10 protein-coding genes are annotated in these 12,825 nt (G+C 45.0%); 8 read left to right on the plus strand and 2 right to left on the minus strand.

The features are described 5' to 3' along the window. The 5 genes from rsxC (at window position 1) to nth (ending at window position 5,956) form a co-directional block, all read left to right on the plus strand. On the plus strand, window positions 1-2,775 hold the full coding sequence (rsxC, locus tag MSG36_RS03845) for an electron transport complex subunit RsxC (RefSeq protein ID WP_248366425.1): 2,775 nt from the start codon (window positions 1-3) through the stop codon (window positions 2,773-2,775). After that, window positions 2,775-3,821, plus strand: a complete 1,047-nt coding sequence (gene rsxD, locus MSG36_RS03850) for an electron transport complex subunit RsxD (protein ID WP_061040162.1) — start codon at window positions 2,775-2,777, stop codon at window positions 3,819-3,821. The genes rsxC and rsxD overlap by 1 nt, the downstream gene beginning before the upstream one ends. Window positions 3,822-3,834: 13 nt before the next feature. Beyond that, window positions 3,835-4,467 carry an electron transport complex subunit RsxG gene (rsxG, locus tag MSG36_RS03855; RefSeq protein ID WP_248366427.1) on the plus strand — a complete coding sequence of 211 codons (633 nt, stop codon included), beginning with the start codon at window positions 3,835-3,837 and terminating at the stop codon, window positions 4,465-4,467. Continuing rightward, entirely contained in the window at window positions 4,464-5,156 is a 693-nt protein-coding gene (locus MSG36_RS03860) for an electron transport complex subunit E (protein WP_012603531.1), read from the plus strand. The genes rsxG and MSG36_RS03860 overlap by 4 nt, the downstream gene beginning before the upstream one ends. A gap of 164 nt (window positions 5,157-5,320) precedes the next feature. Then, window positions 5,321-5,956, plus strand: a complete 636-nt coding sequence (nth, locus tag MSG36_RS03865; RefSeq protein ID WP_048610522.1) for an endonuclease III — start codon at window positions 5,321-5,323, stop codon at window positions 5,954-5,956. A 180-nt stretch (window positions 5,957-6,136) separates the two neighbouring features. Here the strand turns inward: nth and MSG36_RS03870 are convergent, their stop codons facing one another. Continuing rightward, entirely contained in the window at window positions 6,137-8,890 is a 2,754-nt protein-coding gene (locus tag MSG36_RS03870; protein ID WP_048610520.1) for a cation-transporting P-type ATPase, read from the minus strand. Window positions 8,891-9,654: 764 nt separating this feature from the next. Here MSG36_RS03870 and gloA point away from each other — a divergent pair. Beyond that, window positions 9,655-10,071, plus strand: a complete 417-nt coding sequence (gene gloA, locus MSG36_RS03875; RefSeq protein ID WP_004734046.1) for a lactoylglutathione lyase — start codon at window positions 9,655-9,657, stop codon at window positions 10,069-10,071. Window positions 10,072-10,538: 467 nt separating this feature from the next. Next, entirely contained in the window at window positions 10,539-10,973 is a 435-nt protein-coding gene (locus MSG36_RS03880) for a DUF2753 domain-containing protein (RefSeq protein ID WP_004734047.1), read from the plus strand. Between the two features lie 95 nt (window positions 10,974-11,068). Here the strand turns inward: MSG36_RS03880 and MSG36_RS03885 are convergent, their stop codons facing one another. After that, window positions 11,069-11,950 carry an OmpA family protein gene (locus MSG36_RS03885; protein WP_004734048.1) on the minus strand — a complete coding sequence of 294 codons (882 nt, stop codon included), beginning with the start codon at window positions 11,948-11,950 and terminating at the stop codon, window positions 11,069-11,071. Window positions 11,951-12,138: 188 nt separating this feature from the next. On the opposite strand from MSG36_RS03885, the gene rnt reads away from it, so the two are divergent. After that, window positions 12,139-12,783, plus strand: a complete 645-nt coding sequence (gene rnt, locus MSG36_RS03890; protein WP_017061178.1) for a ribonuclease T — start codon at window positions 12,139-12,141, stop codon at window positions 12,781-12,783. The last annotated feature ends 42 nt before the right edge of the window (window positions 12,784-12,825 follow it).

A 12,825-nucleotide genomic window follows, 5' to 3' on the forward strand; every position in this document is an offset into this window, starting at 1 on the left:
ATGATCTCTTTAATTGAACAAATTCGCACGGGCTCGATTTGGAACTTCCCTGGCGGCGTGCACCCTGCTGAAAACAAGAAACAGTCGAATACTACTGATATCGTCCATGCAAGGCTTCCAGAAGAAATCGTTCTTCCGGTGAAACAGCACATCGGTAAGCCAGGTAACCTATTGGTTGCTGCTGGCGACACTGTGTTAAAAGGTCAGCAACTTACGGCCTTAGATACAGGTTTTACTTTGCCAGTACATGCACCAACATCGGGTGTGATTACCGCTATCGAACCGCGAACTACCGCTCACCCTTCAGGCTTGAGCGAAATGTGCGTGGTTATTAAACCTGATAGCCTAGACACTTGGATTGAAAAAAATCCAGTTGAAGATTTTTCGACAAAGACTTCTGACGAACTGCTTGATGTGATTCGCCAAGCTGGTATTTCAGGCATGGGCGGAGCAGGTTTCCCTACGGCTAAGAAGCTTCAATCAGGTCTAGGTCGTACCGATATTTTGATCGTTAATGCTGCGGAATGTGAACCTTACATCACCTCTGATGACAAGTTGCTTCAAGAACATGCCGATGAAGTATTAAAAGGCATCGAAGTGGTAGAACACATTCTTCAACCAAAGCTGACGGTTATCGGCATTGAAGACAACAAACCAGACGCGATAAAAGCACTTGAGATTGCAGCGAAAGACAAAGATATCGTCATTCGTGTTATCCCAACTAAGTATCCTTCTGGTGGTGAGAAACAGCTGATCAAGATCCTCACTAATAAAGAGGTTCCGGCTGGCGGTATTCCTGCAGACATTGGTGTTTTGGTTCAAAACGTCGGCTCTCTTTACTCGATTAAGAGAGCGGTAATCGACGGTGAACCAGTAGTTAACCGCGTGGTGACTTTAACCGGTAAAACCTTTAAGCAACCTCGTAACGTGTGGGCACTACTAGGTACACCTGTACACGAGTTACTTGAAGAGTTTGGCTACAAAGCGGATAAAAAACTGCCACGTTTGATTTTGGGCGGCCCGATGATGGGCTTTACCTTGCCACACGCCAATGTGCCAATCACTAAAACGTCGAACTGTATTTTAGCGCCAACGCGTCGTGAGATCTCACCAAGCACTTACGAGATGGAATGTATTCGTTGCAGCGCGTGTGCTGAAGCTTGCCCTGCGTCTCTACTTCCTCAACAACTGCAATGGCATGCCAAAGCCAACGAGTTGGATAAGTGTGAAGAGCTGAATATTAAAGACTGTATTGAATGTGGTGCTTGTGCGTTTGTCTGCCCAAGTGAGATCCCTCTTGTTCAGTACTATCGCCAAGCGAAAGCCGAAATCAAAACAAGAAAAGACGAAGCGACAGCCGCAGAGCGCGCCAAGATTCGTTTCGAAGAGAAAAACGCTCGTATGGAGCGTGATAAAGCCGAGCGTGAAAACCGCTTCAAGAAAGCTGCTGACAACCGTCGTAAAGATATGAAATCAGCCGATGGTGATGATGCGATTGCAGCTGCGATTGCTCGCGTTAAAGCGCAAAAAGCCGCGGCAGACCAAACACCTAATGCAGAACCGGCAGTGAAACCTGCAGTAGCTGCTGCTATTGCGAAGGCAAAAGCGAAACAAGCTGCGGCTCAGAAAGCGGATGGCGCTGAACCAGACAACTCTGAAATGTCGAAATTGCGTGAAGAACGTAAACGTCAAGCTCGAGAGCGCAAGGCACAACAAGCAGCTGCTGATACTCCTGAAGAAAACTCAGGTGATGGCAAGAAAGATGCTGTCGCTGCGGCTATTGCTCGCGCTAAAGCCAAGAAAGCTCAACAAGCAGAATCAGCTTCTGAAGCTCCAGCTGAAAAATCAGGTGATGCTAAGAAAGATGCCGTTGCTGCGGCTATTGCTCGCGCTAAAGCCAAGAAAGCACAACAAGCAGGTTCAGCTTCCGAGGCTCCAGTTGAAAGTACTGGCGACGCTAAGAAAGACGCCGTTGCTGCAGCTATCGCTCGTGCTAATGCGAAGAAGGCTCAACAAGCAGAATCAGCTACTGAAGCTCCGGCAGAAAGCTCAGTTGATGGCAAGAAAGACGCCGTTGCTGCAGCTATAGCTCGCGCTAAAGCGAAGAAAGCACAACAAGCGGAATCAGCTTCCGAAGCTCCGGTTGAAAGTACTGGCGACGCTAAGAAAGATGCTGTCGCTGCGGCTATTGCTCGTGCTAAAGCCAAGAAAGCTCAACAAGCAGAATCAGCTTCTGATGCTCCGACTGAAAGTACTGGCGACGCTAAGAAAGATGCTGTCGCTGCGGCCATTGCTCGCGCTAAAGCGAAAAAAGCACAGCAAGCTAAGCAAGCGGAAACTCCTGAGTCAGTGATTGAAGTTGAAGCTGAAACTCAACAAGAGTCAGTCGATCCTAAGAAAGCCGCTGTTGCTGCAGCCATCGCTCGCGCTAAAGCCAAGAAAGCTCAACAAGCTAAGCAAGACGAAGCAGCAGAAACTCCTGAGCCAGTGATTGAGGTTGAAGCTAAAACTCAATCAGAACCCGTTGATCCTAAAAAAGCAGCCGTTGCTGCCGCAATCGCTCGCGCTAAAGCAAGAAAGGCACAACAAGCGAAACAGGAAGAATCAGCAGAAACGCCTGAATCTGTGGTTGAACCTGCAGTTGAAGTAAAGGCTGAAACTCAACAAGAACCAGTCGATCCTAAGAAAGCAGCTGTTGCTGCCGCTATTGCTCGTGCTAAAGCAAGAAAAGCACAGCAAGAGCTAGATAAAAAGAATAATGAGGAGAAAGAGTAGTGGCCTTCTTTATCGCCAGCTCACCGCACGCACACAGTCGTAGAAGCACCCCAGATCTGATGAAATGGGTCGCTATTTGTGCATTGCCAGGTCTACTAGCTCAAACCTACTTCTTCGGATGGGGTACGCTCATCCAGTTAGTATTTGCTATCGCACTTGCGATTACCTTTGAAGCGGTAATCATGCTGCTAAGAAAGCGTCCGCCAGTGATGGCGCTACGTGACTACAGTGCTGTTGTCACCGCTTGGCTACTCAGTGTCGCGATTCCTCCACACTCTCCGTGGTGGATTCTAGTGATAGGTATGTTCTTCGCAATTGTCATCGCGAAACACCTATACGGCGGACTTGGGCAAAACCCATTTAACCCAGCGATGGTCGCTTACGTTGTTCTGCTGATCTCGTTCCCAGTTCAGATGACCAGTTGGAATGCTCCCGCGAGCTTAACGGCTGAAACAACCAGTTTTGTTGACTCATTCTTGATGATCTTTACAGGTTTCAATAATGAAGGATTATCTCTACAGCAAGCTCGTTTAGGGATTGATGGCACCACAATGGCAACGCCACTCGATGCCTTCAAAACCGCACTAACAGCAGGCAACACCGCTTCTGAAGCTCTGTCCCAACCTCAATTTAGCTGGTTAGCTGGCGTGGGTTGGGAATGGGTAAACCTTGCTTACCTTGTTGGTGGCTTGGTGCTTATCAAACAACGCGTGATTCAATGGCATATCCCAGTCGCGTTTCTGGGCAGCTTGACCCTATTTAGCCTAGTGTTCTTGATGTTCACGCCTGGCGAGACCGCATCACCGACCATTCATCTATTGTCTGGGGCGACTATGCTCGGCGCATTTTTCATTGCGACCGACCCCGTTTCAGCATCCACGACAGTCAAAGGTCGCTTGGTGTTTGGTGCTCTGATCGGCGGTTTAGTCTTTATCATCCGCAGTTGGGGTGGTTTCCCTGATGGCGTGGCGTTTGCTGTATTGTTAGCCAACATGTGTGTTCCACTGATTGACTACTACACCAAACCTCGTACATACGGCCACTAAGGGAGCGGGTACCATGCTAAATGCAATTAAGAAAAACGGCCTTGTACTCGCGATTTTTGCGTGTGCTTCGACGGGTTTGGTCGCGGTAACTCACTACCTGACCAAAGATCAGATCAAACAACAAGAACAGGCTCAGTTACTGTCTGTTCTTAACCAAGTGATCCCACACGATCTGCACGACAACGAGCTGTTTTCGTCTTGTACTTTGGTTCAAGCAGAAGAGCTTGGTACTGAGCAAGCGATGCCGGCTTACATTGCTAAAATCAATGGTGAGCCGAGTGCGATTGCGATCGAAGCGATTGCCCCAGACGGCTACAACGGCGCGATTAAAGTGATTGTTGGAATGAAGATCGACGGTACTATTTTAGGTACTCGCGTGCTTTCTCACCAAGAAACCCCAGGTTTGGGTGATAAGATTGATTTGCGTGTGAGTGATTGGATTCTTTCGTTTGCAGGCAAACAAGTAACAGATTCTAACCTTGACCGTTGGAAGGTTCGTAAAGACGGTGGTGACTTTGACCAGTTTACTGGCGCAACCATCACACCAAGAGCGGTCGTGAAGTCAGTCAAACAAGCGGTTCAATACGTTAACCAAAACAACCAAGCATTGCTTGCTCAACCTCTAAATTGTGGTGGTGAATTATGAGTGACCATAAAACACTGATCAAAAATGGCATGTGGGCCAATAACCCTGCCCTAGTGCAACTTCTTGGGTTATGTCCGCTGCTGGCTGTATCGTCAACAGTCACTAACGCACTTGGGCTAGGTATTGCTACCTTGCTTGTACTGGTCGGCTCAAACGTTTCTGTTTCTTTGGTTCGTAACCATGTGCCAAAAGAAGTGCGTATCCCAGTATTCGTAATGATCATTGCCTCGCTAGTAACGTGTGTTCAATTGCTGATGAACGCTTACGCCTATGGGCTTTACCTATCTTTAGGTATCTTCATCCCACTGATCGTAACCAACTGCATCATCATTGGTCGTGCGGAAGCCTTCGCTTCAAAGAATGAAGTGCTACCAGCGGCTCAAGATGGTTTCTGGATGGGTCTAGGCATGACATCGGTATTGGTTGTGTTAGGTGCGATGCGTGAGATTATTGGTAACGGCACTCTATTTGATGGCGCAGACCTGCTGCTTGGTGACTGGGCTTCGGTGTTACGAATCCAGATCTTCCAATTTGACAACAGCTTCTTGTTAGCCCTGCTTCCACCGGGTGCCTTTATTGGTGTTGGTTTCTTAATTGCTTTGAAAAACATCATCGATAACCAAGCAAAATCTAGACAACCAAAACAAGAAAAACCAGTCATTGAACGCGCTCGCGTTACCAATGCTTAATAAGTTAAATTAACTTAAACCCCGCTGAGTTAGCTCAATCACCCAGCGGGAAAAATCAGATCTAAACAGTACATATAATAATGACGCTCATAAGAGCGCGTAACCGATGATAAAGCAGAAGCAATCCAAGCTTCATGCCCTAACTATTTGAAAGTAATGTCGCTATGAACAATGTAAAACGAGTAGAAATACTTGAGCGTTTAAGAGAAAACAATCCAAAGCCAGAGACTGAGCTTAATTGGAACAGCCCATTCGAACTGCTGATTGCCGTTCTATTGTCTGCACAAGCAACCGATGTCAGCGTGAACAAGGCGACTGATAAGCTGTACCCTGTAGCCAATACGCCACAAGCTATTTTCGACCTAGGTGTTGATGGTTTAAAAGAGTACATCAAGACCATCGGCCTATTTAACTCAAAAGCAGAAAACACCATCAAAACGTGTCGTATGCTACTTGACCTACATAATGGTGAAGTACCGGAAGATCGCGCTGCATTAGAAGCCCTTCCAGGTGTTGGACGTAAAACAGCAAACGTAGTGTTAAATACCGCTTTCGGTTGGCCAACCATTGCCGTTGATACTCACATCTATCGTGTATCAAACCGCACTAAGCTAGCGATGGGTAAAACCGTCGACGATGTCGAAGCAAAACTACTTAAAGTTATCCCAAAAGAATTCAAACTGGATGTCCACCATTGGCTCATTCTTCATGGACGTTACACCTGTGTCGCACGTAAACCACGCTGTGGCAGCTGTATCATTGAAGATCTCTGTGAGTTCAAAGAAAAGAGCGAAGATTAGTCTTTCCGTTCACAACGATTAATCAATACGGCAGCGCTTAAAGCGCTGCTTTTTTATTGCCACTCTCTAGAAACCGCCTCTACATCAGTTTTCATTTCCAATTCTGCGTTACCAAGATAACAGGCATAAAAAATCCCGCTTTTTAAGGCGGGATTCAATTATTTAGCTAAGAAGTCTGTCTTAGATAAACTTCACTTTAGTCACTTCTTTGATAGCAGATAGAACAAATGTTGGTACTGCTGCAATGAAGATTAACGATATTAAGTGATTAAACTCTAATGCTTCTGTGCTGAATACCAGCTGACCAAAGCTTGTGTAAACAACGCTTAAAGACAAGATAGCCGATACTGCCACCGCACCAAGTAGGTAGTGGTTAGTGAACGGGTTCTTACGATAAATCGTTGTAAACGTACGTGCATCGAACAAACTCCAAAGTTGAGCAAAGATCAGTGTTAAAAACGCAACGGTTTGTGCGTATTGAGCACTGTAACCACCGTCGAGTGCGTAAGAGAATGTCACAAAACTTAGACCACCTAATGCGAGACCACGAGTTAGGATACGAGCGCCCAGACCATTAGAGAAGAAGCCTTGGTCACGTTTGCCTGGCTTACGCTCCATGAGATCTTTCTCTTCTGGCTCAACACCGAGTGCGAGTGCTGGTAGACCATCAGAAACGAGGTTAACCCATAAAATCATTAGTGGAGTTAGCGGAAGTACTACATCTGGTCCCATGAGTAGGAATGCAAATAGGATTACCGAAACCTCACCCACGTTCGCTGTAAGTGCTTGGCGGATAAACTTACGTAGGTTATCGAAAATTTGACGCCCCTGACGTACCGCCTTCACGATAGTACTGAAGTTATCGTCCAACAAGATAAGGTCACCTGAGTCTTTCGCAACAGACGTACCTGTAATACCCATCGCAACACCAATGTCTGCACGACGCAGTGCTGGCGCATCGTTCACGCCGTCACCGGTCATAGAGGCAACTTCGTTGTTCTCTTGCTGCGCTTTTACGATACGCAGCTTGTGCTCTGGAGTAACACGTGCAAATACTGCAACCTGAGAACAGATAGACAAAAGCTTCTCGTCATCCATTTGATCAAGCTCTGCACCCGTTACCACTAGATCGTCTTCGCTACGGATGATTCCGATTTCACGAGCAATCGCTGCTGCCGTGACTGCGTGGTCACCGGTAATCATTACCGTACGAACACCAGCGCTATAACAGCTATTTACTGCATCACGCACTTCTGGACGTGGTGGATCCATGATGCCATAGATACCCAGGATGCTGACGTCTTTTTCAAGCTCAGGGAAATCTAACTCAAGCTCTTCTTCTTTTAATTCACGGAAACCAACGGCAAGTGTACGCAGAGCATCACCACCAAAGGTTTGGATTGCCGCTTCAAAGTCTAAATGAAGTTCTTGAGACGGTGCGGTATCGAGAGCCAAGTTGCCTGAAACTTCACAGCCAACCGTTGGTACGAAACCACCGTCAACCATGAAGCTGGTTGATTTACCAAGAACAACATCTGGCGCTCCTTTCAATGCTAGGAAGTGCTTACCTTGTGGGTCACGAACGATAACAGAAGCCATCTTACGACCAGAATCGAACGGGAACTTCTTAACAATTGAGTAGCCACCCGTTGATAGCATTTCATCTTGTTTAAGACCTGCTTTTGCAGCTGCAACAATTAGTGCACCTTCTGTCGGGTTGCCACGAACCGTCCATTTACCATCAGCATTTACATATTCAGCATCGTTACAAAGCGTTGCAACAACAAGACCTTTCATCATTGCAGGGCTGTTTGTCGCTTCGACATTGTGACCTTTGGTAATGAATTCACCCTTAGGATCAAAACCTTTGCCTGACACATCCCAGTAACGACCAGACACATCGTACGCTTTCATTACCTGCATTTGGTTTTGTGTTAGCGTACCGGTTTTATCTGAACAGATAACGGTTGTAGAACCAAGCGTTTCGATTGCTGCTAGCTGTTTAGCCAAAGCATTATTCTTAACCATCTTAGTCGAGCCCATCGTTAATACGATAGTAACCACCGTTGGTAAGCCTTCAGGAATAGCGGCAACCGATAAAGAGATACCTGTTGTTAGGATTTCTAACCATGGCATACCGTGGTAAACACCGATAGCACAAACAATAGCAACAACCACAAGAGCAACAACCAATAACGCGAGTGCGATGGTGTCCATACGCTCTTGCATTGGTGTTTTCGTCTCTTCCGTTTGGTTCATCATATCAGCGATGTGACCAACTTCAGTTTGCATACCTGTGCTTGTTACAACAGCAAGGCCTGTACCTGTAGTCACGATTGTTGTCATGAAGCCCATGTTCTTCTGATCGCCAAGACCAAGAGTCTCATCTTCAAGGCGTTCAGACTGCTTGTTCACTGGCTCAGATTCACCGGTAAGTGCAGCCTCATCTACCGTCAGACGGTTTGACTCAAGAATACGAACATCAGCAGGCAGAATATCGCCAGTATTAATTTTGATGATGTCACCAGGAACGAGGGTTTTAGCTGGAACACTGATCCATTTACCATCGCGCATCACTTCGGCTTCCGGAGCTGCCATTTCTTTTAGCGCTTCCATCCCTTTCTGAGCTTTAAATTCTTGCCAGAACGCGATACCAGTATTGATAAGGATAATCACTGCAATAGCAATAGCATCAATCGCGTGGCCAGTAGACCAAGAAACGATTGCACCAACAGCTAGAATAAAAATCAGTGGGTTTTTATATTGATGAATATACAGTTCCCACGCAGAAGCTGACTCTTGTGCAGTCAGTTCGTTAGTGCCGTGCTTCTCTAAGCGTGCATCCGCTTCAGAAGTTGATAAACCTGTCGTTTGATCTGCGTTCAGTTCGTTTAAAACATCTGAACTTTGTTGTGTAAACCATTTACTCGTCATTTGAGTACTCCACATCAATGCCTCACGCCGAGGCTAATGTAATAAAATAATACTTATTCTTATATGATAGAAAAATCGCACAAATCAAAAGTGAATATTTAATCGATTTGGTGCGCTTGAAAAACTATATAGTAAGGATTGTCTATTTAGCAAAGATCGCAAAAGATACACTTGATACACACTTGACAACTACTTTGAAAACACAACCACCCCAAACATCAAACATAAAACAAACAATACAAGCCCAAACTATTGTTAAAAAAAGACAAGTACAAAAAATAGACACCCTTTGTATTTTCGTAAAAACCATTGGTTATTAGCTTATTTTATCGAAAATTCCTTAATAGCGAAGTAAAACATCGGAATAACCTTTCTATAAACAGGGATATGTTGGCGTAATCATAAATTGATAAAATGGAAAGTTAGATGCCAATTGTAAAAACGAAAGGAAATCAGCAACAAGATGGAGATATAAGTCACAATTCAACAACCAAGGCCATTCTTGGCCATTACAAAAAAGACCAACACTCAAACTTACTATTTATGCAAAACTGCGAATTAAGTGCTAGTGACTGACAAATTAATAAGGCCGTCGCCCTTTGATTTTTTGTAATACAAATAAGAAAAAGGTAAAGGGGGAGAGTAAGATAGATGATGAGAATAAGAAAATATGACCAAACTCATCATCTCTTTGGTGTTGCTTATGAGCTTGCTCATATATAGTGCTATAAAAGAAACAACCAATAACAAGCTAGGAGCAAATCATGTCAAACGGTCGTATTTTACACACCATGCTACGCGTGGGTGATCTAGACAAGTCTATCGAGTTCTACACCAATGTAATGGGCATGCAGCTATTACGTAAGAACGAAAACAAAGAGTACGAATACACACTGGCTTTCGTTGGCTTTGGCGACGAATCTCAAGGCGCAGTGATTGAGCTGACTTACAACTGGGGCACCACGGAATACGACCTTGGTTCTGCGTTTGGCCACGTTGCTATCGGTGTGGATGACATCTACACAACGTGTGACGCGATTAAAGCAGCAGGCGGTAACGTGACTCGCGAAGCTGGCCCAGTAAAAGGTGGCTCTACACACATTGCGTTCGTTAAAGATCCTGATGGCTACATGATTGAGCTGATTCAGAACAAACAAGCAAGCGCAGGTCTAGAAGGTTAATTCCTTAACCTCTTTGAGAAGTTGGGTTTGAACGCCTGAAGAAATGAAAAAAGAAGCGAGCACTGTGCTCGCTTCTTTTTTATCACTCTCCCCATAATCGATATTCTTTACTAGGGCTTGTTGATGTTTTGCGGTTGAATTTTGTTCGAGATAAAAGCGTTTTAATCGCGACGAGGGAGAAGTAGCCTAGTCATTTTAAGCAAGTCTCCCTCAACAAAGAGAAAAACGCTTTTTGCCGAACCCTTTGGGCAGCGTTTGCTGGTTATTAACGACTACGTTATCAACTTCTCTTACAAACAAACGACATATCAAAGCCTCATCCTTCCATATAAACCCAGCAACTCGCTGCAAAAACAAGCTCAAAAGGTCAACATGCCCTATATATTCTTAACAATCTCATTGATGAAACTTTACATGATAATGATTATCATTTAAATTAAACACCTATTGATTAATGAGGTAATACAATGATTAGCGAATGGGAAAAACACACGTTACTTGCCGATACTGCATTGCAGCTCGACGATCCTGTACGAAGTATTCTTCACTATCAGCAAGCATTGAACTTGAGCGAAGAAATCACTGAGCGTACCGATATTCAGGCTGACGAACGCCTACTGATCTCAGTGATCTCTTGTCACAATCTCGCGCAATTCTGGCGATGGGCTGGTGATACCGAATACGAGCTCAAGTATCTTCAATTGGCTTCAGAAAAAGTGCTGACACTGATCCCGCAGTGCCCTAACACTCAATGTTCCAGTTTTATCGATTCTATTGGTTGCTGTAAGAAAGCGCTGATCGATTTCATGAAACGCCATCCCAATCCTAAAATTGCTTCTATGGTAGAAAAGATCGATACCGCGACCAACTGTGAAATGATCGCTCGTTTCCGCTTGAACTAAACGAGTTACGTTTAGACAATAGCTCCAAATTTTAAAGACAAAAAAGCCCGTCATTACGACGGGCTATCTGATTTCAAAACAAGCAATTATTCTGCTTAAACCTGTGTACGACCTAAAGAGATAACAACGCGTCGGTTCTTGTCTTTACCAATTGGCGAATTGTTGTCTGCAATCGGGCGACGTTTACCATAGCCCTGAACTTGGATACGATCTTCTGGCAAGCCTAAAGATTTGAAGTACTCTCTTAACGATTCCGCTCTGCGCTCTGAAAGGTTTTGGCTAATACCTTTGCTGTCGACAGAATCAGTGTACGTTGCCACCAGCACAAGATCGATGTCTTGGTTATAGCGAACGTAATCGGCGATCTGGCTCAGCCTTTTGCGCGACGACTTGTTCAGCTGATCACTATTACGGTCGTAGTGCAAAATAGTGAAAGAGATATCTTCAAAGCTGTAAGGCAACAGGTTAGCAACACAGTCACTGAACACATTGTATTTTTCTTGGAATAACACCGACGACAGCGACACTTCGATTCGCTGATCTCGGCTCTGCCACTCTTGGTAGCTGAATGTCGGGTAGCGCCCTTTCTCCAACTCACTCAAAATCCCCCAAGCTGTTTGACCGCCAACGTAGCCATCAAATTGTTGGAAGAACTTAATGGTTGTCATGCGATCAGCACTTTCGCCCGGACGCCAAGGTGGCGGCATCGAAATTAAGCTAACATTACGCGTAGCACCCATTGGGCGACGCATTTTAAGCTCAAAGTCCAAAATGATTTTTTTACTCGCGCGAGATGAGAACTCAGCATCACCAAAATTTGGGATAGGGTGAACCAAGCGGCATTCGAGTGGCGTGTTGGCCACCATCTCCCACGTTGACTGTTGAGGAGATGCTCCGTAACGCTTTTCTTGTGCCATTACTGGTGACGACATAAGTAGCGAAAATAGCATTGAACCTGTTATGAGTTGTTTCTTCATAAAGTGGAGTATCTCTTAAGCAATTCGTTTAACAATGCAGCCAATTGCCGCATTTTTCTCTCACGTTTAAATATGCAATTATCAAGCCGCAATGGATTAGGTAATTTATGATTTATTGCCCTTCCCTAGTTTTTATCACTGCTATTATCTGCAATAATGCAGCCTTAATCACACTTATTTGGGCTAACATGACTGTAGAAAACGAAGCTCTGACGCTAAAAAAACGCTTTCGTGGCTATTTTCCAGTGGTCATCGACGTGGAAACCGCAGGGTTTAACGCTGAAACCGATGCATTATTAGAAATCTGTGCCATTACATTAAAAATGGATGAGAACGGAGATCTGCACCCTGCATCAACGCTTCATTTTCACATTGAGCCTTTTGAAGGCGCAAATATAGAGCAGGCAGCATTAGACTTTAACGGAATTAAAGACCCATTTAGCCCATTACGTGGTGCTGTGTCGGAACAAGAAGCCCTTAAAGAAATCTACAAGCTAGTGAGAAAAGAACAAAAAGCTTCAGATTGCAGTCGCGCAATCATGGTTGCTCACAACGCTACATTCGATTTGAACTTCGTTAATGCGGCAAGTGAGCGCTGTAAGCTTAAACGCGTCCCTTTCCATCCATTTGCTACTTTTGACACTGCAGCTCTTAGTGGTCTTGCCTACGGTCAAACCGTTTTGGCTAAAGCTTGCCGCACTGCAGGGATGGAATTTGACAACAAAGAAGCACACTCTGCTTTGTATGATACGCAAAAAACCACAGAGTTATTTTGCGGCATTGTAAACAAATGGAAAGCCCTTGGTGGTTGGCCTCTTGTTGACGAAGAATAAAAAATAGAGTCGGTAAACGTTTTTTCGTATTGCCTTCATAAA

This window comes from Vibrio sp. 1CM8B (genome assembly GCF_023161685.1).
Classification (GTDB): Bacteria; Pseudomonadota; Gammaproteobacteria; order Enterobacterales; family Vibrionaceae; genus Vibrio; species Vibrio coralliirubri.